A 25,644-nucleotide genomic window follows, 5' to 3' on the forward strand; every position below is an offset into this window, starting at 1 on the left:
CCGCCGTACAGCATGCGCAGGGTGACATCAGCCACCGATCCGCTCCCCCACTCGACCGTCTCCCCCGACTGGTTGCCGCCGGCCCCGTCCGACGCGGCTCCCCTCGCTCCGCCACCCGACAGGGCGCCGCGCTGGTCGCTGCCCGCGCTGATCGCGATCCTGGTCCTGGCGGCGGTGCTCTACGGCTGGAACCTGTCGGGCAACAGCCTCAACAGCTTCTACAGCGCCGCCATCTACAGCGGTACGAAGAGCTGGGAGGCGTGGTTCTTCGGCTCACTCGACGCCGGGAACTTCATCACCGTCGACAAGCCGCCGTTCGCCCTCATGATCATGGGACTGTCCTGCCGGATCCTCGGCTTCGGCACCTGGCAGATGATGGCGCCGGAGATCGCGGCGGCGCTGGGCACGATCTGGATCCTGCACTCCTCGGTGAAGCGGGCCTTCGGGCACGCGGCGGCCGCCGTCGCGGCGCTCGTGCTCGCGCTGACGCCGATCACCGTCGCCATCAACCGCGACAACAACCCCGACACCGTCCTGGTGCTGCTGATGGTGGCCGGCGCGGCCCTCGCCCTGCGGGCCACGCGGGACGAGAAGCTGCTGCCGCTCATCGGCTCCGCGGTGTGCTTCGGGCTCGCCTTCAACACCAAGATGCTCCAGGGCTACATCGCCCTTCCCGCCGTCTTCGCCGTGTACGTGTACGCGTCGAGGCAGGGCTGGAGGAAGAAGGTCGTGCACCTGGTGCCGGCCGCCGTGGCGCTGGCCGTCTCCAGCTTCTGGTGGGCCGCGGCCGTGTCCCTGGTGCCCGCCGACGACCGCCCCTACATCGGCGGTTCGACCGACGGCAGCGCCTGGGACCTGATCATGGGCTACAACGGCCTCGGCCGGGTCCTCGGCGGCGAGGGCAACGGCGGGGGCGGCGGAGGCGGGGGCGGCGGAGGCGGCACCTTCGCCGGGACCGCGGGCATCGGCCGGATGTTCAACGACGTCCTCGGCGGTCAGATCTCCTGGCTGATCCCCTTCGCGGGCATCGCGCTCGTGGCCGGCCTGGTGCTGTGCGGGCGCGCCCCGCGCACCGACCTCACCCGTGCCGCGCTGGTGCTGTGGGGCGGCTGGACCCTGCTGCACTACCTGACCTTCGCCCTGGCCGAGGGCACCATGCACCCGTACTACACGACCGCGCTCGCCCCGGGCGTCGCGGCGCTGTGCGGTGGCGGCGGAGTCATGCTGTGGCGGGCCTTCCGCGGCGGTGACGCGCGCTGGTCGTGGGTGCTGCCCGCCGGGCTGGCCGTGACCGGTGTCTGGGCGATCGTGCTGCTGCGCCGGGCCACCGGCTGGAACACCTGGCTGTGGCCGGTCATCGGCCTGGTCATGGTCCTCGCGATCGTGGGCCTGTTCGTCCTGCGGTCCGCGAGCTCGGGCACCCGGCTCCGGCTGCTCGGCGTGTCCGTCGCCGCGGCGATCGTGGCGGCCCTCGCGGGTCCGACGGCGTACGCCGCGTCTCCCGCGTTCGGTTCCTCCGCCGGTGGCGGCATGGGCGGCACCAACCCCACCGCGGGCCCGTCCACCGGGAGCGGCATGGGTGGTCCCGGCGGCGGTGGCGGCCGGGGCGGCTTCGGGGGCGGCGACGGCGGACCCGGCGGTCAGATGCCGGGCGGTACGCGACAGGGTGGCCAGACGGGCGGGGAGTTCCCCGGCGGCGGCACCGGGGAACTGCCCCAGGGCGGCGGTGCTCCCAGCGGTGCGCCGAGTGGCCAGGGCGGCCAACCGGGCGGCACCGGCGGGGAGTTCCCGGGCGGCGGCGAGAACGGCACGGCTTCGGGCGGCGGGACGGGCGGCGGACCCGGTGGCGGTATGGGCGGCGCCGACAGCCAGCTCGTCTCGTACCTGGAGAAGCACCAGGACGGCGCCAAGTGGCTGATCGCGGTGTCCAACTCGCAGAGCGCCGGTCAGATGATCCTGAGCACCGGCAAGCCCGTCATCTCCATGTTCGGCTTCACCGGGTCCGACAACGCGATGACCCTGGCCAAGCTCAAGGAGCTGGTGAAGAAGGGGGAACTGCACTACATCCAGCTCGGCGGCGGCATGGGCATGGGTGGCGACAACGTCCAGAACCAGGAGCTGACCGACTGGGTGCGGCAGAACGGGACGGCGGTGAAGGCGAGCGAGTACGGCTCCGCGTCGAGTGAGTCCGCCGAGGCCTCCGAGTCGGACACCTCCTCCCAGGTCGGCACGTCCACCGTCTACCGGCTGGACCCGTCCGACGTGAGCTGAACGGAACAGCCCCAACGGCCCCCGACTCTCCTGTCAGGGGCCGTTTTCCGTGGGCCGTCGGCACATCGACTCGCGTGGACAAGGGGCGGTTTGCCGGTTCCCGTCATCCGATCGACATGTCGGATTCATTGCCATGACCGCATGTGCATGTCACTCTCCCGATTGCCGCCTCCATTCAACCCGCGTAGATCGGACACCCCACATGGCGACACGCACACGCCGATGGAAGTCGGTGGCGCTGGCCACCGCCGCCGTCCTGGCCGGCCTCACCGCGCCCGCGCTCACCGCGACCCCCGCCGCGGCGACCACGACGGCGTACGACTCGACGTACTACAAGAACGCGGTCGGCAAGACGGGTACGAGCCTGAAGTCGTCGCTGCACACGATCATCAGCGCCAACGTCACGAAGATCTCGTACTCCGCGGTCTGGAACGCGCTGAAGGTCACCGACCAGGACCCGAACAACAGCAGCAACGTCATCCTGCTGTACAGCGGTGTCTCGCGCAGCAAGTCCCTCAACGGCGGCGACGTCGGTGACTGGAACCGCGAGCACGTGTGGGCCAAGTCCCACGGCGACTTCGGCGAGGTGACCGGTCCCGGCACGGATCTGCACCACCTGCGCCCCGCGGACGTACAGGTCAACAGCATCCGCGGAAACCTGGACTTCGACAACGGCGGCAGCACGGTCACGAACGGGGGCGGCAGCCTCGTCGACTCCGACTCCTTCGAGCCGCGCGACGCCGACAAGGGCGACGTGGCCCGCATGATCCTCTACATGGCGGTCCGCTACGAAGGCGACGACGGCTTCGCCGACCTGGAGCCCAACGAGAAGGTCAACAACGGCAGCAACCCCTACATGGGCAAGCTCTCCGTTCTCAAGCAGTGGAACGACGAGGACCCGCCGAGCGCCTTCGAGGAGAAGCGCAACCAGGTCATCTACGACACCTACCAGCACAACCGCAACCCGTTCATCGACCACCCGGAGTGGATCGAGGCGATCTGGTAGGACAGGCGGCGCGGTACGCACGGTGCAGGGCCCTCCCGGGTTTTCCCGGGAGGGCCCTGTGGCGTGTGCGGGGCCGTACGCCAGTGGTGGATCATGGTCATGACCAGGGCCGGGATCGGGACGGGGAGGACGAACCAGTGGGCTACTGCCTGGAGATGAGCACCGGTGACATGCGCAGCGTGATCCGGCTGCTCACGGCGGTGGAGCGGACGCGGGAACAGGAGCGGATGTACACCATCGTGCGCGAGCGGTGCGAGAAGACCGACGCACGGCTGCGGGAGCAGGGCATCGACCTGGAGGTGTCGGTGAGCCGGGCGCTGGAGGAGCTGGTCGAGGGGGACCCGCCGAGCGTGGACCTGTGCCCCGCCTACACGTACGCCTTCCAGGAGACCGTCGCCCCGCACTTCTCCGACACCACGGACCTCGGGGTGTGGCGCCGGCCGTCCTGGTTCTACGCGCTGGACACCGAACTCGCCCGGCACGGCGTCCCGTCGGACGTCCTGCCCGTGTCCTTCCTCTTCAGCGGCCCGCCGCTGCGGCTGCCGCATCCCGGCGACGCGATGCCGCAGATCGGGGTGCTGCCGGCGCAGCGGGCGGCGGCGCTGGCGGAGTCGTACGAGAGGGTGCTGCACCGGCTGGACCGGGAGTTCACGGGGACGGCGGGGAGGTTAGCCGAGCTGATGAGGTTCGAGGCGGACGAGTGGGAGACCGCGCGGCGGCTGGGGCGCACGGACGACACGATCTTCTTCTGGTTCCGCTGAACCACTGGCCGACTCGCAGCACCACGGAGGAGGGGGAGTCGTCAGATGGCGGGCGCTGCGACGCGGGTATAGGTGAGTCCCGCGCTGGTCCCTCCCTCGGAGGTGACGGTGACGGTCACGGGTCCTGCGGGGCCGCCCGGAACGGTCGCGGTGATCTGGGTGTCGGAGACCACCGTGAATCCCACCGCGGTCATGCCGAACTGGACGGCCGACGCGGTCGAGAAGCCCGTTCCGGTCAGCGTGACCACGGTGCCCGCTGAGGTGGGTCCGCTGGTGGGGACCAGTCCGGTCAGGGTGGGAGCGGCGACGTAGCTGAACGGCAGGGGGTTGCTGGTTCCTCCGGGCGTGATGACGGTGATCTGTGTCGCCCCGGCGCCCGCGGGTGCCTGGGCCTTGATCTGTGTGGACGACTCGACGGTGTAGGAGGTGGCGTTGGTGCCGCCGAACAGCACCGCGGAGGCGTTGAGCAGGTTACTGCCCGTCAGCGTCACGATGGTGCCACCGGCTGCGGGGCTGAGGGAGGGAACGGCGCTCTGCAGCACGGGGGACGCCGCGTAGAAGAAGTACGAGCCGGGTGAAACGGCGCTCTGCCCGCTCGGGGTGGTGACGACGACCTCGGCCGCTCCGGCGCCGCCCGCGGGAGTGACGGCGGTGATGAGCGTCGCCGAGTTGACCGTGAACGTCGCCGGCGTACCGCCGAATCTCACCGCTGTCGCGCCCGTCAGCCCGGTCCCGGTCACGCTGACCGTGGTGCCGCCGGACATCGGCCCGGCGGAGGGCGTGACGGCCGTGACCGTCGGCAGCGCGACCGTCACGTAGGTGAAGGGGACCGAGTTGCTGGTGCCCGTGGGGCTGACCACCGTCACTGGTGCCGAGCCCGCGCTGTGGGCCGGGGTCACGGCGGTGATCTGCGTGCTCGAGTTCACGGTGTACGAGGAGGCCGCCGTGCTGCCGAACCGCACGGCTGTGGCACCGGTCAGACCGGCCCCGGTGATGGTGACGGTCGTTCCGCCGGTCGTGGGGCCTTGTGAGGGGCTGACGGTACTGACCGTGGGGGCCATGAAGTGCTCCTATGACAACTGGTGTGACATCTCAGCCTGTTGGGTTCGGAGGCCGACAGAGCCGACAGGGCGGACGAGCGCCCTGGGTGACAGCCTCGTGCGTGGGGCGGGGAGGTTCGTCGGCATCCGGCCGGAACCCTGAGCCCACCCGCAGGCGCCCGGCTGGAGGCCGGGCGCTGGACTCGGGCGACCGTCAGATTCCGGGGCCCGCGACGTAGGTGAAGGCCCCCACGGCGGTGTCGGATCCCGCCGGGTTGCTGACGACCACGTCGACGGCTCCCGCGACTCCCGGTGGCGTGACCACCGACAGCGTCGTGGCGTTGACCACCGCGAACGGCGCCGGCGTACCGTCGAAGGTGACCGAGTCGGTGGTGTCGAGGTTCGTTCCGGTGATGGTCACGTTCGTCCCGCCGGACTCCGGCCCGGAGGACGGGGCGACGGTCGTGATGCCGGGAACCTCGATGTAGGTGTAGGTCAGCCCGTTGTTCGTCCCGCCGGCCGTGGTCACGCTCACCCCGACCGGCCCGGCAGCCAGTCCCGCCGGCACGGTGACGCTCAGCTGGGCGTCGGAGATCACCGTCGGAGTCGCGGTCACCCCGCCGAAGGAGACGCTGGTTGCGGTGGACAGGCCGACTCCGTTGAGGGTGATGGTGTTGCCGCCGGCCAACGGCCCGGAGGTGGCCCCGAGTGAGCCCTTGAACGGGGCGCCGACGTAGAAGAACGGCACGGGGTTGCTGGTCCCGCCGGGCGTGGTGACGGTGACCCCCACCGTGCCGGTCCCGGACGGGGACACGGCGGTGACCTGGGTCGGGCTGACGACGGTGACGTTGGTGGCGGACTTGCTGCCGAACTTCACCGCGCTGGTCCCGGACAGGTTCGTACCGGTGATGGTCACGAGTGTGCCGCCGCCGGTGGAGCCTTGGTTCGGAGAGATAGGCATGACGATTTCTCCTCGCTGACAGGAATGGGACATGTCGAGCCGGCGGGCCCCAGCGAGCGATGAATGCGCGCTATGGCCGTGGGAGACGGGGCGATTCGGTCCCGCCGGTCGTGGTCGTCCTCTGTGGGAGCTGAGGGGCGACGGGACTGCCCTGCCGGACGCATCGGATTTCCTGCGTACAGCGGAAAAACCGGCAGAGGCCGCCTTTACCACGATTCCCCCGGGATGGGATGGGCGGCCCACCGGTTCGATGTACCAAGTGACCCACATGGACGGCACCGCTGACAAGATGTCAATTCCGGGACTCACCCGAACGGGGGAGCGCACATCGGATTTTGCGCCGGGTCGGGGGCCCGTCGCGGTCGATGCCGGGGCGTTCTGTGGCGGCCGGAGCACCGGGTCGGCGGTGGCCGAGGCGTCGACTCCGGCCTTGGTGACGACGGCGCGGACGGCGAGAGCGCTGCGCCCTTCCCGATGACCGGCTGAAGCGACGGCGGCGCGACGCGGTACCGGACGGGGCCTCATCGAGCAGGCGGCCAACAACCGCCCAGCCGGCGCCATGGAAATGGCGCCGGCTGGGGGATCCACTCCTCTCGGGGGTGCCCATCACGGCATCAAGCCCGACACTGGACCGCCCTACGCGCAAGGCAGGTAATGGCCGGACCGGATATCGTGCCCCCCGGAGAGGTTGGGCTGCCCACCGGTTGGATACCTCCCATTGATACAGGGCCCGGAATATGCCGCAAGGGATATTCCCTCCAGTCACCCGATCGGTGGGGCGCACCCAGGGGCGCATTTCCCGGACGAATCACCCGCCCAACTACTGAAAATATTCCCTTATACCCCGTCCGTCGACATCGGAAAAAGCCCTGCATTGATTCCGAATGACGAAGGCGCATCAATTCGCACTCAAGGGCTCCCCCAGGACGATCTAGGACCCACAGGGGACGCACGTGGGGCCCGGACATCGATCGCTGTCCGGGCCCCACGCTCGCATCGATCACACGTAGGTGAATCCGCCTGCGACGGTCACGCTGCCGGCGGGGGTCGTCACGACGACTTCCGCGTTTCCTGCCACTCCGGCGGGGGTGACGCCTGCGAGCACCGTGCCGGTGACGTCGACGACCACACCGGTCGCCGGGACACCGCCGATGGTCACGGTCGCCCCGGCGAGGTTGGTGCCGATGATGGCGAACGGCGTACCACCGACGACGGCGCCGACGGACGGGGTGATGGAGACCGCCGTGGGCAGTGCCGGGCCGACGTAGGTGAATCCGCCGGCGACGGTGGCGCTGCCGGCGGGGGTCGTCACGACGACGGACACGTTGCCCGCGGCGTGCGGCGGCGTGACACCGGTCAGCACCACGCCCGCGACGACGTTCACCCCGACGGCGGGGACGCCGTCGAAGGTGACGCTCGCGCCGGTGAGGTTGGTCCCCACGATCGTGAAGGGGGTGCCGCCGGTCGTCGGGCCGGTGGGCGGGGTGAAGGCGAGGACGGTCGGGGGCGGGGGAACGATGGGCCCCAGGTAGGTGTAGTTCGCCGGGGCGCTGGCACCGGCCGGGGTGGTCACCACGACGGGCACGTTGCCCGGGGCGTGCGGCGGTGCGATCACGGTGAGCAGGAAGCCGAAGAGGTCCTGGGAGACGATGGTCGCGGGGGTGCCGCCGAAGGTGACCGAGGTCGCACCGCCGAGGTTGGTGCCGATGAGCAGGACGGAGTTGCCGCCGGCGGTCGGCCCGAAGCCGGGGACCGCGGCGATCAGCGTCGGCTGCGACAGGATCGGGAGCAGAGTGGTTTCCGACATGGGAGTCCTCCTGGACTGGGTTGTTGTCGTGCGCGGCGCGTCAGCCGCTCCCCGCGGACGCCTGCGTGGCTTCGTGCCGAGTCGGCACGGCCGCGCCGGAGGGGGAGATGGCCCGGGTGTGGTGTGGGACGATCACAGCGCCGGGCGAGAGGTCACGATCTTCGGTCGCCTGTGACGGCCTTCGAAGAGCCGCCGAGGACCTGTCGTGCAGCTCTCGGCATGGGCGGCGGCGCAGTCGCACGGGCTACGGATGTGCGTCAGCCAGGTCGCGGGCATCAGCGATGCCCGCCACCACGAGTGGGATGGGCCGCCCCTCGGTAATTCCATTGATCCATACGGGTGATGCGAATGACAAGAGAACTGTCTGAATGTCACCCGTAAGGGGGGCGGGTGCCTACGGTCTCGAAGTCGTACGACCCCCAAAGAGCTTCCAGAGCACCTGCGTGCACCCTGATGCGCGACGATGAAGGCGTTTCATTCCCGCGCAAGTGCGGTAAGGAGGACCGTCGTTATCGGCGCATACGAAAAGGGCCCCCGAACAGCTCCGTGATGTCGCATCACGAGCTGTTCGGGGGCCCTCGACCGGATCCCGGCTCTCTTTGTCAGAAACTCGCTGAGCGGCCTCGGTGTTCAGCCGACATCGATGTGGTTGTTGATGCTCCCGACCACGAAGTTGAGCAGCCCCCCACAGGTGAGCAGGCAGAAGCCGGGGAACCCGATGGGTGGAGCAGGTGAGGGCGAGACCTGGACGGAGGCCGTGCTGCTGGAGGCGTCGCAGGAGGCGTTGCCGTTGTAGGCAGCAGTGATCTTGTGAACGCCAGGCGTGGTGAACGAGGTGGTGTACGTGGCCTGACCGTTGGCCACGACGGGCACCGTGTCCAGCAGTTCAGCGCCGTCGAAGAACGTCACGCCCAGACCTCCGCCCGGGTCGGACGCGCAGGTGACCGTCGCGGTGAGATCGACCGACGTTCCGACGGAAGTCACGGCGGGAAACGCGGTGACGCTCGTGGCCGACGGGGCAGCGGCTGCCGGAGAGGCGACAGCCACCACGGTCACCAGGGCTGCTGTCACGAGGCCTGTCCACCCGCCACCGATATGCCTACGCTCCACGAGTCAGCTCCTTTTGCATCTTCGGCTACTGGCTGTTGCTGGATGCGCTCACGCTAAGTGGCTTTCGGTGGTAAAACCGGGCGGCAGCCTGGCAAGAGGGGCCGCTTGGGGCAGATGATTACAACGATCGTATGAAAAGTACTCCTCAAGGACTCATGGAGGACTCCTTCACCGACCCCGTGACGGCCGGCGCCGCCCCTACTCCGGAACCGCGCGTTGCAGGCGCAGGTTCCTCAGGGTCCTGCAGACCTCCGCGTCCATCACGGGCCACGAGGCGAACCGCCAGTCCGGGTCCGGGGCGCCGGGCAACACCGCGCCCCGCGCCTCCCATTCGGAGGCGAGCGCCGCATACAGCGGCGTGAGGTGCAGGTCTGCGGACTGGGGCGGGGCGGCGTGGCGAGGCCCTGCGGCCTGTCGGCGCGGCAGCGGTGAGGAAGCCGGCAGCAGTGGCACCTGCGCCTGCTGCTCCTTCTCCTTCGCCGCCGGCTCGGACCGTGCCACGGGGACCATCACGTCCCCGCTGCTCCAGTGCACGGTCCCGACCACGGCACCCCGGCGGCCCTCGGGCAGAGCGGCAGTATCAGTCGGGGACACCGGACGCAGAATCATGCTTTGAGGAACGAAACCTCATGTCCGGGGACACTCTGGAATGCGGCCTGTTAGGCCACTGGGGTGATGCGGCGCAATGGACACCGGTCGAAGGAGACCGGAATCGGGCAACCGACCGGTCGGTCATGGTGTTTTCCCGCGGGGAGAGGAGTCGGCCAGGCTCACATCGCACCAGACGACCTTCCCTCCGGTGCAAAGTCCGCGCGCCCCCCAGCGGCGCGCGCAAAACCGGATGATATCCATGCCTCTTCCGCCCTCCGCGTACTCGGAGGCTTCCACGTGTACCGGCAGACGGTCTTCGTCGTCATGGACTTCGACACGTACATGTTTCGCCCGTAAGTACATCCCCAGCTCGAAGTACCGGGGGCGGTCATCCCGGTGGGGCGGCCGTTTTCCACCAGAATGTTGCACGGCATTCGTGACCAGCTCGGAGACCACAAGCACCACCGTGTCCATCACCTGCGGGACGATCTGCCACGACGACAGCAATTCACGCGTGTGCCGCCGTGAGGCCGGAACCGATGCAGGGGTGCACGAGAACCGGAGAATTATCGCCTCCTTTTCCTCTTCTCCTGGGGCCGGGCACCGCTCGTTGCACAATCCGAGCGGCCGACAATCGGGGCGCGAGAAGGGAAACGTTCTTCCGGTCGAGTGACAGGCGCGATGATTATCTTCATTCATATCCGGTTCCCGGAGCGGTCATCCAACTCGTTGGTCACTGCACATGCGAGGCACCCGTCGTCGACGAGTGATCCAACCGTACCCAGGGGGTGCGGGAAGGACGAGCGGAACCGGAAATGCCGAGGAGCGCAAGGGGGCTGGGAGCGGTCGGTTATTTCCCTGAGAAGCCTCAGTGCGCTCCACATGGGAGTGAATCTTCGCGAATGCCGTTGACATGGCCACCCATGCGGTTCGCAGGTGTGCGCCGCCAGGAAACGTCCGCGACGTCGCGGACGATCCCGCAATCACTCATCCGACCAGGACTTCCCAACGCTCGTCCAGATCCTTCTTGATTTCCTGCATCGTGGCGAAAAAAATGCCGATGGGGCTGCCCGGTTCGATGTTCATGATCGAAACTGCCGGGTTTCCACGGGTTCGGGCGAGAAGACCACCGGGGGCGGCGGGGACTCTGCGTGATCGATACAGCGAATATCTATTTGGTGCATTCACACCGGTACAAACGATAGCGGAGGCAATTCAGGGCAAGGCCGAACGGGTGAATTACTCTGCGCCTTATCCGACAGTGCGGATATTCTGGTCCAGGTGCGTCGGCGCGAACATCCGCAGGAGGGCCGGGAGCACGACCACGGAGGGGCCCGGCGTGGCCAGGGCGTTCCTCAGGTCCGCTGCCAGGGTTTCCGGGGAGGTGCGGGTCGCCGGGACGCCGAAGGACTCCGCCAGGGCCACGTAGTCGGGGCGGACCAGTTCCGTCGCCGTCGTCTCACCGAAGGCGTCCGTCAGGTACTCGCGGAGGATGCCGTAACCGCCGTCGTCGACGATGAGCCAGGTGACCGGGAGTTCGTACTGCCGGGCGGTGGCCAGTTCGGCGATCGAGTAGAGGGCTCCGCCGTCGCCCGAGACCGCGAGGACCGGGCGGGTCGGGTCGGCGACCGCCGCGCCGAGGGCCGCCGGGAAGCCGTAGCCGAGACCGCCGGCGCCCTGGGCGGAGTGCATGTGGCCCGGGCCCATCGCGTCGAAGGCCGACCAGGCCCAGTACGCCAGAATGGTCATGTCCCAAAAGGACGGGGAGTCCGCGGGGAGGGCCCTGCGGATCGATGACAACAGGCCCTGTTCCAGGGTCAGTTCCTGGGCGGCGAGGCGGTCGGCGACCTTCGTGAGCAGGGTGCGGACCCGCTCCGGGGCCTCGGCGTCCTCGCGTACGGACACCGTCTCCAGCAGTGCCTGCAGCGCCAGGCGCGCGTCCGCGTGGATGCCCAGGGCCGGGTGGTTGGACTCCAGTTTGCCGAGGTCGGCCTCGATCTGGACGACGCGGCCCCGCGGCTTGAAGGTGTGGTAGTTCGAGGAGAGTTCACCCAGGCCCGAGCCGACGACCAGGAGTACGTCGGCGTCCTCCAGGAAGTCCGTGGTGTGGCGGTCCTCCAGCCAGGACTGGAGGGACAGGGGGTGCGTCCAGGGGAACGCGCCCTTGCCGCCGGGGGTCGTGACGACGGGAGCGTTGATCCGCTCCGCCAGCTGTCGCAGCTTCCGCGAGGCGTCCGCCCGTACGACTCCCCCGCCCGCGATGATCGCCGGGCGGGCGGCGCGGGACAGGAGGTCGGCGGCCACGGCGGTCAGCTCGGGGCGCGGGGGGAGTTCCTCCGGGAAGGCGTCGCCGCCCGTCACCACCGGGATCGTCGTCTCCGCCAGCAGGACGTCCTGGGGTATCTCCACCCACACGGGACCGGGCGGGGCCGACAGGGCCGACTTCCAGGCCGCCTCGATCGCCGACGGGATCTGGGACTGGGTGCGGACGGTGTGGACCGACTTCACCACGCCCCGGAAGGAGGCCGCCTGGTCGGGCAGTTCGTGGAGATAGCCGTGGCGGCCGCCGCCCAGGCCCGCGGTGGGGACCTGGCTGCTGATCGCGAGGACCGGGGCGGAGGCCGCGGCGGCCTCCTGGAGCGCCGGCAGCGAGGTCAGCGCGCCGGGGCCGGTCGACAGCAGCAGCGGGGCCGCCTCGCCGGTGACCCTGCCGTAGGCGTCCGCCGCGAAACCCGCGTTGTTCTCCACCCGCAGACCGACGTAGCGCAGGGAGGAGCGGCGCAGGGCGTCGAACATGCCCAGCGCGTGCTGGCCCGGCAGGCCGAAGACCGTGGTGGTGCCGAGGGCGGCCAGGGTCTCCACGACCAGGTCTCCGCCGATGCGGCCCGGAGGGGGGTTCAGAGCCGCGGAGATCTGCGCTTCCGTCGGGCGGAGTACCAGGTCGTGGTCGTGGGTCACTTCGAACGAGCCTCTGCAATCCGGCGGGACATGATCGTGGTCAGTTCGTACGCCGTGTGGGACGCGGCCACCGACGTGATCTCCGCGTGATCGTACGCGGGGGCCACCTCCACGACGTCCGCCGAGACCAGATCGCAGGATGCCAGACCGCGCAGGATCTCCAGGAGTTCGCGGGAGGTCATGCCGCCCGCCTCCGGGGTTCCGGTGCCGGGGGCGTGCGCCGGGTCGAGGCAGTCGATGTCGATGGAGATGTAGAGGGGGCGGTCGCCGATGCGCTGTCGCAGCTGGTCGGCGACCTCGTCCACGCCGCGCCGCATCACATCGGCGGACGTGACGATGCCGAAGCCCATCTTCTCGTCGTCGGTGAGGTCCTGCTTGCCGTAGAGGGGGCCGCGGGTGCCGACGTGCGACAGCGCCGACGTGTCGAGGATGCCCTCCTCCACCGCGCGGCGGAACGGGGTGCCGTGCGTGTACTCGGCGCCGAAGTACGTGTCCCAGGTGTCGAGGTGCGCGTCGAAGTGGAGCAGGGCCACGGGGCCGTGCTTCTTCGCCACCGAACGCAGGAGGGGGAGGGCGATGGTGTGGTCGCCGCCGAGGGTCATCAGGCGGGCGCCCGTACCGAGCAGGTCGTCGGCGGCCGCCTCGATCGTCTCGACCGCCTCGTTGATGTCGAACGGGTTCACGGCGATGTCGCCGCCGTCCGCGACCTGCGCGAGGGCGAACGGGGAGGCGTCCTGCGCGGGGTTGTAGGGGCGCAGGAGCCGGGACGCCTCGCGGATCGCGTTGCCGCCGAAGCGCGCGCCCGGCCGGTAGGAGACGCCCGAGTCGAAGGGCACGCCCACGACGGCGACGTCGGCGCGGCCGACCTCGTCGAGGCGGGGCAGCCGGGCGAAGGTCGCGGGGCCGGCGTACCTCGGGACGCGGGAGGAGTCGACGGGGCCGCGGGGCGTCTCGTTGCCGGTCATGGTCGCATGCCTTCTTCCTGGGGGACTGCCTCGACGATAGGTGACCGAAAAGCGGGCGCGAAGTGTACGTTTCATCCATCTCGCACCCATGAAGTGAAGGGAACGCACACCATGCCCAAGCAGCCGTCCGTTCCCCTCACCCCGCCGGTGTCCCTCGCCTCCCTGCTGGCCCGCGAGGACCTGGAGCTGCGCCAGATCGCCGGGCCGACCGGTACCGGCACGGTGCTGCACGGGGCGCACGCCTCGGAGATGGCCGACCCGTATCCGTATCTGCTGGGCGGCGAGCTGCTGCTGACGGCGGGGGTGCACATTCCGGAGGCGGCCGGGTCGGGGACGTACTTCGACGACTACGTCTCGCGGATCGTGGCGGCGGGCGGCGCGGCGCTCGGCTTCGGGGTGGCGCCGGTGCACGACACGGTGCCGCGGGCGCTGGTCGCGGCCTGCGAGGCGTACGAGCTGCCGCTGCTGGAGGTGCCCCCGCGGACGACGTTCGCGGCGGTGGGCCGGGCGGTCTGGGATCTGATGGAGGGGGCCCGTACGGCCGAGCTGCGCCGTGTGACGGAGGCCCAGCAGGGCCTCGCCTCGGCCGCCTCCCGCCCGGACCCGGTGCCGTCCGTCCTGCGGCAACTGGCCCGGCGCGTCGGAGGCCGGGCGGTGCTGTACGGCCCGGAGGGCACGCAGATCGCGGCGGCGGGACGGGTGCCGGGGGCGGAGAACCCGGCGGCGGTGGCAGCGGAAGGTGCTCTGGCCGGGCTCGCTCGGCAGCTGGTCGCCCGGGGGTCGGCCACCGCCAGTGACACCGTCCCCTCCGGCATCCACCTCGCCGCCTACGCCCTCGGTGCCGGGCGGGGTCGCGTCCTCGGTGTCGCCGCGCCGCGCCGGGAACCCGGCGACCACACCATCGCCTCGGTCGCCGCCGTCCTGCTCTCCCTCCTCACCGGTGAGGAGCGGAGCGGCTCGGGCGCGGCCCGCTCCTCCGCCCTCGTACGACTGCTGCTGGGCAGCCCGCCGGAGGAGGTGGCACCCCTGCTGGGCGCCGACCGCTGGCTGGTCGTACACGCCCGCCCGGAACCCCGGGCGCCCGACCCCGTCGCGGCCTCCGCGCTGGGTGCGGCGCTCGGGTCGCCGTTGGTGGACCTCGCCGCCGGTGTCGTACGTGTCCTCGTGCCGGCGGACCGGGAGCCGGGAGCCCTGCCCGGGTGGACGCTCGGGGTGAGCGCCGCGGTGGCGGCGGAGCGGTTGGCGGCCGGGGACGGCCAGGCCGGGCGGGCGCTGGCGCGGGCCAGGGCGATCCGTGCGCCCCTTGTCCGGCACCGGGGGCGGGCGGGCCTCGCCGAGCTGGTCGCGGCCGACGAGGCGCGGGAGCACGCCAGCGCGCTCCTGGCGCCTCTGGGTGTCTCCCCCGCCCTCCCCGAGACCCTGCGCACCTGGCTGTCGCTGCACGGCAGCTGGGACCGGACGGCGGTCGCGCTGGGGGTGCACCGGAACACCGTGCGGCAGCGGATCGCGCGGTGCGCGGCGCTGCTGGGGGCGGATCTGGATGATCCGGACGTCCGGATGGAGCTGTGGTTCGCGCTGCGCGTGATCGGCCAGTGACGCACGTCCCAGCGCCTGGAACGGCGCAGCCGGGCACCGCCCGCTGCCTCACAATGGAGACCATGCCGATACCCGGGATCCCCAGCCGCGCCGAGCTCGTCGAGCACCTCGTCAGAACCCGTATCGCGGGTGAGGTCGCCACACCGCGCGAGAACAACCTGTCCCACTTCCGCCAGCTCGCGAACGGCAACCGCAACTACTGGTTCGGCCTGGAACTCGGCGACCGCTGGACCGACGAGCAGGACGTGCTCGCGGTGATGGCGGAAAGGGTCGGGGTGAACGACGATCCCGAGTACCGGTACGGGCAGGACACCATCGATCCCGAGCTGACCGTCGACGGCCTGGACCGGCTGGCGGCGCGGCTGCGCAAGGCCGCCGAGGGGCGCCAGCGGGTGCTCTTCGCGACCGGTCACCCGGGCGGGCTGCTCGACGTGCACCGGGCCACCGCCGCCGCGCTGCGCACGGCCGGCTGCCAGATCGTCGTGATCCCGGAGGGGCTGCAGACGGACGAGGGGTACGTCTGGCAAGTGGCCGACGTGGCGGTCCTCGAGCACGGGGCCTCGCTGTGGCACACCCACTCGAGAGAGCCGATGAGGGCGATCCTGACCGGGCTGGAGCGCAAGGGGCGGCCGCTGCCCGACCTGGTCGTCGCCGACCACGGCTGGGCGGGTTACGCGGGGCAGCACGGCATCGACTCCGTCGGCTACGCCGACTGCAACGACCCGGCGCTGTTCATCGCCGAGGCGGAGGGGACCGTGCAGGTGGCGGTACCCCTCGACGACCACGTCGTCAGCCCGCGGCACTACGACCCGATGATCGCCTACCTGCTGGCGGAGGCCGGGCTCACGGAGAAGTAGGCGCGGGCCTCGGTACCCGTACGACCCCTTCCTGGATCACCGAGACCGCGAGCTGTCCGTCCTGCGTGTAGATGCGGGCCTGGCCGAGGCCGCGCCCGCCGGAGGCGGACGGCGACTCCTGGTCGTAGAGCAGCCACTCGTCGGCGCGGAACGGCCGGTGGAACCACATCGCGTGGTCCAGGGAGGCCCCGACCACGTCCCCGACGGCCCAGCCGCCGCGCCCGTGCGCGAGCAGGACCGAGTCGAGGAGCGTCATGTCGGAGACGTAGGTGGCGAGGACGACGTGCAGGAGCGGCTCGTCGATGGCGCCGTCGAGCTTGCCGTTGGCGCGGAACCAGACCTGGCTGTGCGGTTCGCGCGGCTCGCCGAACCTGCCGTACGGCGGGTCGTCGACGTACCGCAGGTCGATCGCCTCACGGGCCTGGAGGAACCGCTCGACGATCGCGGGGTCGAGATGGTCGTAGCCGCGCAGTCGTTCCTGGCCGGTGGGGACGGTCTCCGGGTCGGGCGCGGGCGGCATGGGGGCCTGGTGGTCAAGGCCCTCCTCGTACGTCTGGAAGGACGCCGACAGCGCGAAGATCGGCCGGCCGTGCTGCACGGCGACCGCGCGCCGGGTGGTGAAGGAGCGGCCGTCGCGGATCCGCTCGACGTTGTAGACGATGGGCGCGCCCGGGTCGCCCATGCGCAGGAAGTACGCGTGCAGGGAGTGGGCGTGCCGGTCGGCGGGGACCGTGCGCCCGGCGGCGACCAGCGCCTGCGCCGCCACCTGTCCCCCGAAGACCCGGGGGACGACGGCGGAGCGGGACTGGCCGCGGAAGATGTTCTCCTCGATCTGCTCGAGGTCGAGCAGATCGAGGAGATCCTGAAGTGCCTGGCTCATGGCGTCTAGTTGTAGCGGCCAGTAATTGCGGTGGGCTTACAGACCCATGTCCTTCGCGATGATCGACTTCATGATCTCGCTGGTGCCGCCGTAGATGCGGTTGACGCGGTTGTCCGCGTACAGGCGGGCGATCGGGTACTCGTTCATGAAGCCGTAGCCGCCGTGCAGTTGGAGGCAGCGGTCGATGACGCGGTGGGCGACCTCGGTGCAGAACAGCTTGGCGCTGGCGGCCTCGGCGGGGGTGAGCTCACCGGCGTCGAGTGCTTCGAGGGCGCGGTCGGCGACGGCCTCGGCGGCGTCCACCTCGGCCTGGCAGGCGGCCAGCTCGAACTTGGTGTTCTGGAAGTGGGCGACCGGCTTGCCGAAGACGGTGCGCTCCTGCACGTACTGCTTGGCGAACCGGACGGCGGCCTTGGCCTGCGCGTAGGCGCCGAAGGCGATGCCCCAGCGCTCGGAGGCGAGGTTGTGGCCGAGGTAGTAGAAGCCCTTGTTCTCCTCGCCGAGGAGGTCCTCGACGGGCACCTTGACGTCGACGAACGCCAGCTCGGCGGTGTCGGAGGTGCGCAGGCCGAGCTTGTCGAGCTTGCGGCCGATGGAGTAGCCCTCGGACTTGGTGTCCACGGCGAACAGGGAGATGCCGTGGCGGCGGTCCTCGGCGGTGGGCGCGGCGGTGCGGGCGCAGACGATGACGCGGTCGGCGTGGACGCCGCCGGTGATGAAGGTCTTGGAGCCGTTGAGGACGTAGTGGGTGCCGTCCTCGCTGAGCTTGGCGGTGGTCTTCATGCCCGCGAGGTCGGAGCCGGTGCCCGGCTCGGTCATCGCGAGGGCCCACATCTCCTCGGCCGAGACGAACTTCGGCAGGAACCGCTTCTTCTGCTCGTCGTTGGCGAGCATCTTGATGTACGGCAGGCCGAGCAGGACGTGCACGCCGGAGCCGCCGAAGTGGACGCCGGCGCGGGCGGTCTCCTCGTACATCACGGCCTCGAACTTGTACGAGTCGATGCCGGCGCCGCCGTACTCCTCCGGCACGTTGATGCCGAAGAGGCCCAGCTCGGCGAGCTTGTAGTAGAAGTCGCGCGGCGCCTGGCCGGCGGCGAACCACTCGTCGTAGACGGGGACGACCTCGGCCTCGATGAAGGCCCGGAGGGTCTCCCGGAACGCCTCGTGATCCTCGTTGAACACCGTACGGCGCACCGCCGCCACCTCCACCTGGCTCAAAGGTTCCATATCTAAGCGCTTGCTCAGATGATTACCGTACCGGTGGGTAGCGAGAGGCGTCCAGGGTATCCAAGCACCCTCGGCCGTAACGCTCGTCACGCCCCCGCCGCCGCGAAGGCCCCCCTCGCCATCCGGTGCAGCAGGGTGGCGGTGGCGGTACGGCTGGGGAGAGCGCCCGGGCGGGCGAGGTGCGGGGTGGAGTTCAGCAGGCCGAAGACCGAGTGGACGGCCGAGCGGGCCGCCGGTTCGGTGAGGGCCGGGTAGATCTCCCGGACCACCTCCACCCACAGCTCGACGTACTGCCGCTGGAGCTGGCGGACCAGTTTGCGGTCGCTGTCGCGGAGGCGGTCCAGCTCGCGGTCGTGCAGGGTGATCAGGGGACGGTCGTCGATCGCGAAGTCGATGTGCCCCTCGATGAGCGAGTCGAGGACCACCTCCGCCGAACCCCCGTCGGCCTCCGCCAGGCGGCGCTTCGCGCCGGTCAGGAGCTGGCCGCTGATCCCCACCAGCAGCTCGGCGAGCATCGCGTCCTTCCCGGGGAAGTGCCGGTACAGACCCGGGCCGCTGATGCCGACCGCGGCTCCTATCTCGTCTACCCCGACTCCGTGGAAACCGCGCTCGGCGAACAGCCTCGCGGCCTCCTTGAGGATCTGCTCGCGGCGGGTGGGGGCGTCGGTTCTGGTGGCCATGCCCGTAATTCTAGACAGGGAGGTTAGCGCTCGTTAACCTGATGGAGATGGTTAACGCTCATTAACAGGCGATCACCGGGTGAGGGGAACCGCAGGATGCACGAGGCACCGGAGCTGACGAGCGCGGCAGACCCCGCGTCGGAGGCCTGGCAGGCCAACGAACAGGCTCACCTCGCACTCGTCGAGGAGCTGCGGGGCAAGCTGGCCGCCGCTCGGCTCGGCGGCGGCGAGCGGGCGCGGGCCAGGCACACCGCGCGCGGCAAGCTGCTGCCGCGCGACCGGGTGGACACACTGCTGGACCCCGGCTCGCCCTTCCTGGAGCTGGCGCCGCTCGCCGCCGACGGGATGTACGACGGGGCGGCCCCGGCCGCCGGGGTGATCGCCGGGATCGGGCGGGTCAGCGGGCGCGAGTGCGTGATCGTCGCCAATGACGCCACCGTCAAGGGCGGGACGTACTACCCGATGACGGTGAAGAAGCACCTGCGCGCGCAGGAGGTGGCCCTGGAGAACCGGCTGCCGTGTCTCTACCTCGTGGACTCCGGCGGCGCCTTCCTGCCCATGCAGGACGAGGTCTTCCCGGACCGTGAGCACTTCGGGCGGATCTTCTACAACCAGGCCCGGATGTCGGCGGCCCGCATCCCCCAGATCGCGGCCGTCCTCGGCTCGTGCACGGCCGGCGGGGCGTACGTCCCGGCGATGAGCGACGAGGCCGTCATCGTCCGCGACCAGGGGACGATCTTCCTCGGCGGCCCCCCGCTGGTGAAGGCCGCCACCGGTGAGGTCGTCACCGCGGAGGAACTGGGCGGCGGCGAGGTGCACGCGCGTGTGTCGGGCGTGACCGACCACCTCGCGGAGGACGACGCCCACGCCCTGCGGATCGTGCGCACCATCGCCGCCACGCTCCCCGCGCGCGGGCCGCTCCCCTGGGAGGTCGCGCCCGTCGTGGAGCCGAAGGTCGACCCCTACGGGCTGTACGGCGCCGTCCCGGTCGACTCCCGTACCCCCTACGACGTACGGGAGATCATCGCGCGGGTGGTCGACGGCTCCCGTTTCGCCGAGTTCAAGGCCGAGTTCGGGCAGACCCTGGTCACCGGCTTCGCCCGGATCCACGGCCACCCGGTCGGGATCGTCGCCAACAACGGCATCCTGTTCTCCGAGTCGGCCCAGAAGGGCGCCCACTTCATCGAACTGTGCGACCAGCGCGGGATCCCGCTGGTGTTCCTGCAGAACATCTCCGGGTTCATGGTGGGCAAGGACTACGAGGCGGGGGGCATCGCCAAGCACGGCGCGAAGATGGTGACGGCCGTCGCCTGCACGAGGGTCCCGAAGCTGACCGTCGTCGTCGGCGGGTCCTACGGCGCGGGCAACTACTCCATGTGCGGCCGGGCCTACTCCCCCCGCTTCCTGTGGATGTGGCCGAGCGCCAAGATCTCCGTCATGGGCGGCGAGCAGGCCGCCTCCGTCCTGGCCACGGTCAAGCGCGACCAGCTCGAGGCTCAGGGGCAGGAGTGGCCGGTGGAGGAGGAAGAGGCCTTCAAGAGCCCGATCCGCGCCCAGTACGAGCGTCAGGGCAACGCCTACTACGCCACCGCCCGGCTCTGGGACGACGGGGTCATCGACCCGCTGGAGACCCGCCAGGTGCTGGGTCTCGCCCTGACCGCCTGTGCCAACGCGCCCCTGGGTCACCCCCAGTTCGGCGTCTTCCGGATGTGAGGAGGGGACTCGTGTTCGACACCGTGCTCGTCGCCAACCGGGGCGAGATCGCCGTACGGGTCATCGCTACGCTGCGCTCGCTGGGGGTGCGCTCGGTCGCCGTCTTCTCCGACGCCGACGCGGACGCCCGGCACGTCAGGGAGGCCGACACGGCCGTACGGATCGGTCCGGCACCGGCGGCCGAGAGCTATCTGTCGGTGGAGCGGTTGCTGGAGGCGGCCGCGCGGACCGGCGCCCAGGCCGTCCACCCCGGATACGGCTTCCTCGCGGAGAACGCGGCCTTCGCGCGCGCGTGCGCCGACGCGGGCCTGGTCTTCATCGGGCCGCCCGCCGACGCCATCGCCCTGATGGGCGACAAGATCCGGGCGAAGGAGACCGTGCAGGCCGCCGGGGTACCCGTGGTCCCGGGGTCGAGCGGCAGCGGTCTGACGGACGACCAGCTCATCGCCGCCGCCCGGGAGATCGGCGTACCCGTGCTGCTGAAGCCGTCCGCCGGCGGTGGCGGCAAGGGCATGCGGCTGGTGCGGGACGCCTCCGCGCTGGCGGACGAGATCGCCGCCGCCCGCCGCGAGGCCCGCGCCTCCTTCGGGGACGACACGCTCCTCGTCGAGCGGTGGATCGACCGGCCCCGGCACATCGAGATCCAGGTCCTGGCCGACGGCCACGGGAACGTCGTCCATCTCGGCGAGCGCGAGTGCTCCCTCCAGCGGCGGCACCAGAAGGTCATCGAGGAGGCGCCGAGTGTGCTCCTCGACGACAGGACCCGCGCCGGCATGGGCGAGGCGGCCGTGCAGGCGGCCCGCTCGTGCGGGTACCGGGGCGCGGGCACGGTGGAGTTCATCGTCCCGGGCGGTGACCCCTCCTCGTACCACTTCATGGAGATGAACACCCGCCTCCAGGTGGAGCACCCGGTCACCGAACTCGTCACCGGACTCGACCTGGTGGAGTGGCAGCTGCGGGTGGCGGCGGGCGAGGCCCTGTCCTTCGGACAGGAGGACGTACGGCTCACCGGGCACGCGATCGAGGCCCGCGTCTGCGCCGAGACGGTGTCGGTCAAAGAGGGCGCCCGTGGCTTCCTCCCGTCCGGCGGGACGGTACTGCGGCTGTACGAGCCGCAGGGCGACGGGGTCCGCACCGACTCCGGGCTCAGCGAGGGCACCGAGGTCGGAAGCCTCTACGACCCGATGCTGTCCAAGGTGATCGCGTACGGCCCCGACCGCGCGACCGCGCTCAGAAAACTCCGGGCGGCCCTCGCGGAGACGGTCACTCTGGGCGTGCCGACCAACGCCGGGTTCCTGCGCCGGCTCCTCGCCCATCCGGCGGTTGTGGCGGGCGAGTTGGACACGGGGCTGGTCGAGCGGGTGGTGGACGAACTGGTCTCCACGGAGGTGCCGGAGGAGGTCTACGAGGCCGCGGCCGCCGTACGTCTCGAGGGGCTGCGGCCGCGCGGGGACGGCGGCTGGACCGACCCCTTCTCGGTGCCGAGCGGGTGGCGGCTCGGCGGTGTCCCCCAGCCCGTCGGCTTCCATCTGCGGACGCAGGAACCCATCGAGTACGTCCCGCGCGGCACCCACACCGTCACCGAGGACCGGGTGTCGGTCACGCTGGACGGCGTCCGCCACACCTTCCACCGCGCCGCCGACTGGCTCGGCCGGGACGGCGACGCATGGCACGTACGCGACCACGATCCGGTGGCCGCCTCCCTCACCCGAGGAGCCCACGCGGGCGCCGACTCGCTCACCGCGCCCATGCCGGGGACGGTGACGGTGGTGAAGGTCGCCGTCGGGGACGAGGTGACCGCGGGCCAGAGCCTGCTGGTCGTCGAGGCGATGAAGATGGAGCACGTCATCTCCGCCCCGCACGCCGGCACCGTCGCCGAACTCGACGTGTCCCCGGGCACGACGGTCGCCATGGACCAGGTGCTGGCCGTCATCAACCCGGCGGAAACCCCGGGGGCGGCCCCGGCAGAGGAGGACCGGTGACACTCCCCATGGTCGTACCCGCCCGGGGCCTGCCCGCGCGGGTCAGGATCCACGAGGTCGGCGCACGCGACGGGCTGCAGAACGAGAAGGTGAGCGTGCCGACCGAGGTGAAGGCGGAGTTCGTCCGCCGCCTCGCCGACGCGGGCCTCACCACCGTCGAGGCCACCAGTTTCGTGCACCCCAAGTGGGTGCCCCAGCTCGCCGACGCCGAGCAGTTGTACCCGCTGGTCGCCGACCTGCCCGTGGCGCTCCCGGTCCTCGTGCCGAACGAACGCGGGCTGGACCGGGCACTGGCGCTGGGGGCGACGCGCGTCGCGGTGTTCGCCAGTGCCACCGAGTCCTTCGCGAAGGCCAACCTCAACCGCACGGTGGACGAGGCACTGGCGATGTTCGAGCCGGTGCTGGCGCGGGCCAAGGCACAGGGCGTGCATGTGCGCGGGTATCTCTCCATGTGCTTCGGCGACCCGTGGGAGGGCGCGGTACCGGTCGCCCAGGTGGTGCGGGTGTGCCGGGCGCTGCTCGACCTGGGCTGCGACGAGCTGAGCCTCGGCGACACCATCGGCGTCGCGACGCCGGGTCACGTCGTCGCGCTGCTGGACGCGCTCGCCGAAGCGAACGCCCCGGTGGAGGCGTTGGGCGTGCACTTCCACGACACCTACGGCCAGGCGCTCGCCAACACCCTGGCCGCGCTCCAGCAGGGCGTCACCACCGTCGACGCCTCCGCGGGCGGCCTCGGCGGCTGCCCGTACGCGAAGTCCGCCACCGGAAACCTCGCGACCGAAGACCTCGTGTGGATGCTGCACGGCCTCGGCATCGACACCGGGGTCGACCTCGGCCGCCTCGTCGCCACCAGCGTGTGGATGGCCGACCACCTGGGCCGACCCAGCCCCTCCCGCACCGTCCGAGCCCTGTCCCACAAGGAGCAGTGACCCGCCATGGACCACCGTCTCTCCCCCGAGCTGGAAGAACTCCGCCGTACGGTCGAGGAGTTCGCCCATGACGTCGTCGCCCCGAAGATCGGCGACTTCTACGAGCGGCACGAGTTCCCGTACGAGATCGTCCGCGAGATGGGCCGTATGGGCCTGTTCGGGCTGCCGTTCCCGGAGGAGTACGGCGGCATGGGCGGCGACTACCTGGCGCTCGGCATCGCCCTGGAGGAGCTGGCGCGCGTCGACTCCTCGGTGGCGATCACCCTGGAGGCGGGCGTCTCGCTGGGCGCCATGCCGGTCCATCTGTTCGGCACGGAGGAACAGAAGCGCCAGTGGCTGCCGCGGCTGTGCTCGGGCGAGATCCTGGGCGCGTTCGGGCTCACCGAGCCCGACGGCGGGTCGGACGCGGGCGCGACGCGTACGACGGCCCGCCTCGACCCGGCCACCGACGAGTGGGTGATCAACGGCACCAAGTGCTTCATCACCAACTCGGGAACCGACATCACGGGGTTGGTGACGGTCACTGCGGTCACGGGCCGCAAGCCGGACGGCCGGCCGCTGATCTCCGCGATCATCGTCCCGTCCGGCACCCCGGGCTTCACGGTCGCGCAGCCCTACTCCAAGGTCGGCTGGAACGCCTCCGACACCCGTGAGCTGTCCTTCTCCGACGTGCGGGTCCCGGCGGCGAACCTGCTGGGCGAGGAGGGGCGCGGGTACGCGCAGTTCCTGCGGATCCTCGACGAGGGCCGGATCGCGATCGCCGCGCTGGCGACCGGGCTGGCGCAGGGGTGCGTGGACGAGTCGGTGAAGTACGCCCGGGAGCGGCATGCGTTCGGGCGTCCGATCGGTGCCAACCAGGCCATCCAGTTCAAGATCGCCGACATGGAGATGAAGGCCCACACGGCCCGGCTGGCCTGGCGTGACGCCGCGTCCCGGCTGGTGGCCGGCGATCCCTTCAAGAAGGAGGCGGCCCTGGCCAAGCTCTACTCGTCCACGATCGCCGTCGACAACGCCCGCGACGCCACCCAGATCCACGGCGGCTACGGCTTCATGAACGAGTACCCGGTCGCACGTATGTGGCGCGACTCCAAGATCCTGGAGATCGGCGAGGGCACGAGCGAGGTCCAGCGCATGCTGATCGCCCGGGAGCTGGGTCTGGCGGGCTGACGCCGACGGGGCCTATCCGCCGAGGAGTTGCCGCACCCCGTCGATCAGGCCCAGCACGGACTGTCCCGCCGCGGCCAGGGCGCCGGAGACGGCCGCCAGGGCCGTGAGCCGCTCACCGGGGGCGCGTGTGCCGTCGGCGACGACCGGCAGGTTGCCGTCGACGGTCCGCGCGGCCTCGGGCGTCAGCCGGCCGCGCAGTTCCTCGACCTCTCGCATCAGCAGCGCGATCGCCTGGTCCGCGGGGGTGCCCGTCTGCCCCTTGACGATGCCGATGCTGTTCGAGGTGTTGACCATGTTGACCTGGTCACCGGCGCCGCCGTGGCTGAAGTTGAAGGTGTTCAATTCTTCACGATCCCCGTGTTGGCCAGGCCGCCGTACATGTTCACCGTGTCCCCGAAGTGGTAGTTCCTCGGGTTGACCAGCACCTTCTCCACCCGGATCTCGAACTCCGCCTCCGGGTGCTCGATGGCGTTGACGATGTAGTCGACGAGCGTCCGCAGTTGGGCCGGATTGGGCAGCGTCACCAGGGCCGTGGACGCGCTGGACGTCTCGACGGCCAGGACGTGTTCGTTCGGGGCGGTCCACACCTTCGCCAGTCGCACGCCCAGCGTGATCAGCGTGGCGACCAGCAGGAGCGTCAGCAGCACCGCCATGCTGTCGTCGGCCATGAAGTTCATGGCGACGAGGTAGACCACCAAGGCGACGGCCGCCCACTTCAGGAAGTCGTTGACGGCCTCCCCCCGCTTCGGTCTGAGCACGAACGTATGGACGCGTGTGATGTTGTGCAGCGGGTAGGCGGCCTCGCCCACCCACAACAGCCGCTTGCTCACCTTGAGATCGACACCGCCCGCGCCCTGCGGAAGCGGCGGTTCGGGCAGCGGCCCGCCAACTGTTCCCTGAGTCTCCACACGTTCCCCCGTCAGCACGTGCACTTGTGACCACGTGGGGACCATTAAGCGCCCGAAGCGTGTTCAGCAAGAGGCGATTTACGGCCAACTCCCGCTCACAAACGGCAAATTGACTGAAGAGGGCGGAGCACAGAGATGCCACAGGTTCGGGATCACGGCACTCCCCCCTCTGGACATGTGCTGAGGTTAGGCTAACCTACCTTCGAATTGTCCGGCGGTGATCCGCACGTTCGAA

The 25,644-nt window shown here is 70.5% G+C and carries 22 protein-coding genes; 9 read left to right on the plus strand and 13 right to left on the minus strand.

Annotation, left to right across the window (positions count from 1 at the left end; translation table 11 throughout):
• Positions 1 to 21 precede the first annotated feature (21 nt).
• From ACIBVL_RS34660 to ACIBVL_RS34670, 3 genes are all read left to right on the plus strand, one after another.
• Positions 22 to 2,271 (plus strand): glycosyltransferase family 39 protein, encoded by a 2,250-nt coding sequence (locus ACIBVL_RS34660; RefSeq protein WP_399103637.1) that lies wholly within the window; start codon positions 22 to 24, stop codon positions 2,269 to 2,271.
• 202 nt (positions 2,272 to 2,473) lie between these two features.
• The gene (locus tag ACIBVL_RS34665; RefSeq protein ID WP_399103639.1) at positions 2,474 to 3,277 is read left to right on the plus strand and encodes an endonuclease I family protein; all 804 of its coding nucleotides are present in this window, start codon (positions 2,474 to 2,476) and stop codon (positions 3,275 to 3,277) included.
• Positions 3,278 to 3,432: 155 nt separating this feature from the next.
• Complete coding sequence (locus tag ACIBVL_RS34670; RefSeq protein WP_399103641.1) at positions 3,433 to 4,038, plus strand: hypothetical protein; 606 nt, start codon at positions 3,433 to 3,435, stop codon at positions 4,036 to 4,038.
• Between the two features lie 41 nt (positions 4,039 to 4,079).
• On the opposite strand, the gene ACIBVL_RS34675 is transcribed toward ACIBVL_RS34670, so the two are convergent.
• The 8 genes from ACIBVL_RS34675 to speB all read right to left on the minus strand — a co-directional run bounded on the left by ACIBVL_RS34675 (position 4,080) and on the right by speB (position 13,470).
• Positions 4,080 to 5,099 (minus strand): IPT/TIG domain-containing protein, encoded by a 1,020-nt coding sequence (locus ACIBVL_RS34675; protein ID WP_399103643.1) that lies wholly within the window; start codon positions 5,097 to 5,099, stop codon positions 4,080 to 4,082.
• A gap of 193 nt (positions 5,100 to 5,292) precedes the next feature.
• Entirely contained in the window at positions 5,293 to 6,039 is a 747-nt protein-coding gene (locus ACIBVL_RS34680) for an IPT/TIG domain-containing protein (RefSeq protein ID WP_399103645.1), read from the minus strand.
• A 1,000-nt stretch (positions 6,040 to 7,039) separates the two neighbouring features.
• Positions 7,040 to 7,846 carry an IPT/TIG domain-containing protein gene (locus tag ACIBVL_RS34685; protein WP_399103647.1) on the minus strand — a complete coding sequence of 269 codons (807 nt, stop codon included), beginning with the start codon at positions 7,844 to 7,846 and terminating at the stop codon, positions 7,040 to 7,042.
• 630 nt (positions 7,847 to 8,476) lie between these two features.
• Positions 8,477 to 8,917: an Ig-like domain-containing protein gene (locus ACIBVL_RS34690; protein WP_399103649.1), complete on the minus strand. Its 441-nt coding sequence runs from the start codon at positions 8,915 to 8,917 to the stop codon at positions 8,477 to 8,479.
• Between the two features lie 237 nt (positions 8,918 to 9,154).
• The gene (locus ACIBVL_RS34695; protein WP_399103651.1) at positions 9,155 to 9,550 is read right to left on the minus strand and encodes a hypothetical protein; all 396 of its coding nucleotides are present in this window, start codon (positions 9,548 to 9,550) and stop codon (positions 9,155 to 9,157) included.
• 138 nt (positions 9,551 to 9,688) lie between these two features.
• A complete protein-coding gene (locus ACIBVL_RS34700) occupies positions 9,689 to 10,246 on the minus strand; it encodes an ATP-binding protein (protein ID WP_399103653.1) in 558 nt (185 codons plus the stop codon).
• Positions 10,247 to 10,798: 552 nt separating this feature from the next.
• Positions 10,799 to 12,505 carry a thiamine pyrophosphate-binding protein gene (locus ACIBVL_RS34705; RefSeq protein WP_399103655.1) on the minus strand — a complete coding sequence of 569 codons (1,707 nt, stop codon included), beginning with the start codon at positions 12,503 to 12,505 and terminating at the stop codon, positions 10,799 to 10,801.
• Positions 12,502 to 13,470: an agmatinase gene (gene speB / locus ACIBVL_RS34710; protein ID WP_399103657.1), complete on the minus strand. Its 969-nt coding sequence runs from the start codon at positions 13,468 to 13,470 to the stop codon at positions 12,502 to 12,504. The genes ACIBVL_RS34705 and speB overlap by 4 nt, the downstream gene beginning before the upstream one ends.
• Before the next feature lie 111 nt (positions 13,471 to 13,581).
• On the opposite strand from speB, the gene ACIBVL_RS34715 reads away from it, so the two are divergent.
• Positions 13,582 to 15,066, plus strand: coding sequence for a helix-turn-helix domain-containing protein (locus ACIBVL_RS34715; RefSeq protein ID WP_399103659.1), 1,485 nt, complete (start codon positions 13,582 to 13,584; stop codon positions 15,064 to 15,066).
• Positions 15,067 to 15,128: 62 nt separating this feature from the next.
• Entirely contained in the window at positions 15,129 to 15,923 is a 795-nt protein-coding gene (locus tag ACIBVL_RS34720) for a phosphatase (protein WP_399103661.1), read from the plus strand.
• Here ACIBVL_RS34720 and ACIBVL_RS34725 read toward each other — a convergent pair.
• The 3 genes from ACIBVL_RS34725 to ACIBVL_RS34735 form a co-directional block, all read right to left on the minus strand.
• Positions 15,910 to 16,803, minus strand: coding sequence for an acyl-CoA thioesterase (locus ACIBVL_RS34725; protein ID WP_399103663.1), 894 nt, complete (start codon positions 16,801 to 16,803; stop codon positions 15,910 to 15,912). The two genes, ACIBVL_RS34720 and ACIBVL_RS34725, sit on opposite strands and share 14 nt — an antisense overlap.
• Positions 16,804 to 16,839: 36 nt before the next feature.
• Entirely contained in the window at positions 16,840 to 17,997 is a 1,158-nt protein-coding gene (locus ACIBVL_RS34730) for an acyl-CoA dehydrogenase family protein (protein WP_399103731.1), read from the minus strand.
• A gap of 119 nt (positions 17,998 to 18,116) precedes the next feature.
• A complete protein-coding gene (locus ACIBVL_RS34735) occupies positions 18,117 to 18,710 on the minus strand; it encodes a TetR/AcrR family transcriptional regulator (protein ID WP_399103664.1) in 594 nt (197 codons plus the stop codon).
• A gap of 96 nt (positions 18,711 to 18,806) precedes the next feature.
• Between ACIBVL_RS34735 and ACIBVL_RS34740 the strand changes: the two genes are divergently transcribed.
• From ACIBVL_RS34740 to ACIBVL_RS34755, 4 genes are read left to right on the plus strand one after another with little or no spacing between them, the layout of a single operon-like run.
• Positions 18,807 to 20,423, plus strand: a complete 1,617-nt coding sequence (locus tag ACIBVL_RS34740; RefSeq protein WP_399103666.1) for a carboxyl transferase domain-containing protein — start codon at positions 18,807 to 18,809, stop codon at positions 20,421 to 20,423.
• A gap of 11 nt (positions 20,424 to 20,434) precedes the next feature.
• On the plus strand, positions 20,435 to 22,405 hold the full coding sequence (locus ACIBVL_RS34745) for an acetyl/propionyl/methylcrotonyl-CoA carboxylase subunit alpha (RefSeq protein ID WP_399103668.1): 1,971 nt from the start codon (positions 20,435 to 20,437) through the stop codon (positions 22,403 to 22,405).
• A gap of 8 nt (positions 22,406 to 22,413) precedes the next feature.
• Positions 22,414 to 23,334, plus strand: a complete 921-nt coding sequence (locus tag ACIBVL_RS34750) for a hydroxymethylglutaryl-CoA lyase (RefSeq protein ID WP_399103733.1) — start codon at positions 22,414 to 22,416, stop codon at positions 23,332 to 23,334.
• 6 nt (positions 23,335 to 23,340) lie between these two features.
• On the plus strand, positions 23,341 to 24,501 hold the full coding sequence (locus ACIBVL_RS34755; protein ID WP_399103670.1) for an acyl-CoA dehydrogenase family protein: 1,161 nt from the start codon (positions 23,341 to 23,343) through the stop codon (positions 24,499 to 24,501).
• Positions 24,502 to 24,513: 12 nt separating this feature from the next.
• On the opposite strand, the gene ACIBVL_RS34760 is transcribed toward ACIBVL_RS34755, so the two are convergent.
• Together ACIBVL_RS34760 and ACIBVL_RS34765 are read right to left on the minus strand one after the other, a co-directional pair.
• On the minus strand, positions 24,514 to 24,843 hold the full coding sequence (locus tag ACIBVL_RS34760; RefSeq protein ID WP_399103672.1) for a hypothetical protein: 330 nt from the start codon (positions 24,841 to 24,843) through the stop codon (positions 24,514 to 24,516).
• On the minus strand, positions 24,840 to 25,409 hold the full coding sequence (locus ACIBVL_RS34765) for a DUF6232 family protein (RefSeq protein ID WP_399103674.1): 570 nt from the start codon (positions 25,407 to 25,409) through the stop codon (positions 24,840 to 24,842). Before ACIBVL_RS34765 ends, ACIBVL_RS34760 begins: the two co-directional genes overlap by 4 nt.
• Between the last annotated feature and the right edge of the window lie 235 nt (positions 25,410 to 25,644).

Origin of the sequence: Streptomyces sp. NPDC049687, from assembly GCF_044465285.1 — a bacterium.
GTDB lineage: Bacteria > Actinomycetota > Actinomycetes > Streptomycetales > Streptomycetaceae > Streptomyces.

Bases quoted from the DNA above. Each gene is read 5' to 3' on its own strand.
- ACIBVL_RS34665 (WP_399103639.1), top strand. From the start codon at position 2,474: ATGGCGACACGCACACGCCGATGGAAGTCGGTGGCGCTGGCCACCGCC.
- ACIBVL_RS34670 (WP_399103641.1), top strand. From the start codon at position 3,433: ATGAGCACCGGTGACATGCGCAGCGTGATCCGGCTGCTCACGGCGGTG.
- ACIBVL_RS34675 (WP_399103643.1), bottom strand. From the start codon at position 5,099: ATGGCCCCCACGGTCAGTACCGTCAGCCCCTCACAAGGCCCCACGACC.
- ACIBVL_RS34680 (WP_399103645.1), bottom strand. From the start codon at position 6,039: ATGCCTATCTCTCCGAACCAAGGCTCCACCGGCGGCGGCACACTCGTG.
- ACIBVL_RS34685 (WP_399103647.1), bottom strand. From the start codon at position 7,846: ATGTCGGAAACCACTCTGCTCCCGATCCTGTCGCAGCCGACGCTGATC.
- ACIBVL_RS34700 (WP_399103653.1), bottom strand. From the start codon at position 10,246: ATGAATGAAGATAATCATCGCGCCTGTCACTCGACCGGAAGAACGTTT.
- speB (WP_399103657.1), bottom strand. From the start codon at position 13,470: ATGACCGGCAACGAGACGCCCCGCGGCCCCGTCGACTCCTCCCGCGTC.
- ACIBVL_RS34715 (WP_399103659.1), top strand. From the start codon at position 13,582: ATGCCCAAGCAGCCGTCCGTTCCCCTCACCCCGCCGGTGTCCCTCGCC.
- ACIBVL_RS34720 (WP_399103661.1), top strand. From the start codon at position 15,129: ATGCCGATACCCGGGATCCCCAGCCGCGCCGAGCTCGTCGAGCACCTC.
- ACIBVL_RS34725 (WP_399103663.1), bottom strand. From the start codon at position 16,803: ATGAGCCAGGCACTTCAGGATCTCCTCGATCTGCTCGACCTCGAGCAG.
- ACIBVL_RS34735 (WP_399103664.1), bottom strand. From the start codon at position 18,710: ATGGCCACCAGAACCGACGCCCCCACCCGCCGCGAGCAGATCCTCAAG.
- ACIBVL_RS34740 (WP_399103666.1), top strand. From the start codon at position 18,807: ATGCACGAGGCACCGGAGCTGACGAGCGCGGCAGACCCCGCGTCGGAG.
- ACIBVL_RS34750 (WP_399103733.1), top strand. From the start codon at position 22,414: ATGGTCGTACCCGCCCGGGGCCTGCCCGCGCGGGTCAGGATCCACGAG.
- ACIBVL_RS34755 (WP_399103670.1), top strand. From the start codon at position 23,341: ATGGACCACCGTCTCTCCCCCGAGCTGGAAGAACTCCGCCGTACGGTC.